The organism is uncultured Photobacterium sp., assembly GCF_947502415.1.
GTDB lineage: Bacteria > Pseudomonadota > Gammaproteobacteria > Enterobacterales > Vibrionaceae > Photobacterium.
Window position 1 is genome coordinate 1 of record NZ_CANMZV010000092.1, and the last position, 891, is coordinate 891.

1 protein-coding gene is annotated in these 891 nt (G+C 41.5%); it reads right to left on the reverse strand.

Going from position 1 to position 891, the window contains the following annotated elements; translation table 11 throughout:
• A partial coding sequence (locus tag Q0852_RS23660) for an IS982 family transposase (RefSeq protein WP_299022898.1) occupies positions 1–796 on the reverse strand: 796 nt, incomplete at its 3' end.
• Positions 797–891: the final 95 nt, after the last annotated feature.

Sequence of the window (891 nt, forward strand, 5' to 3'; positions counted from 1 at the left end):
GTAAATTCAACATAAAACCGTGAAGACTACGGTGCCGAGAATGTTCTATTTGGGAGATATTTTTCAACTGGTCGTTGATTGTTTCTATGATGAATCTTTTAGCTAGCATAGCTCTGTCCCATGCGGCCAGAAGCTTAGGCTTCATATTCTTTCTCTGTGTCGTGATAAGTGTAATACCTTCATCTTTCAGATCTTCTTTTAATGCTTTGCTTATGTAGCCCTTATCTGCGTATAGCTTGTCCAGCAAGCCCTTGGAAAGCTCACGAACAGGCTTCCTATCATCAACATTAGCCGCGGTGAGTTTTGCAGCAACGATATCGCCTACATGATTGACGATAATGTGTAATTTTAACCCATAAAACCATCCCATCGTTCCTTTCCCCCGAGCAGCAGTACCTTTAAACACTTTGTGCCTTGGTATGCGCATGTTATGACATACTTTAAGACTTGTTGAGTCAATAAACTCAATGCCCGTGGGCTGTCCTTTTAAGTGAGTAAAGTAAGAGCTTAAAGGGATTAAAACCGACGGCATAACTTCTAGAAAGCGCGTATAGCTAAGCAGAGCTGGGAATTCACTTTTGTAATAGCGGCGGATAATACCTAGATAAAAGTTTTTGAAATCACGTTGATGGGACATGTGGAAAGCGATAATAATGGTCATGATTTCACTGGGGGACATGCGGCTTTGTCGGTTCCGCTTCCTTTCACCATTTTCTAGCTGTAATTTTTGCCATTGAGGTATAAAAACCTTGCAAAAGTCATCGACATGGCAAAATAAGTCCACTAACTTGTCCATAGCTGGTTCCTTTGTGATTAGTCCTTCTTGGTCGAAAGATCTGATCACGGAACCAGCTTTTAGTTCCCAAGATTCTTATCCCGAGCTCAGGTTAA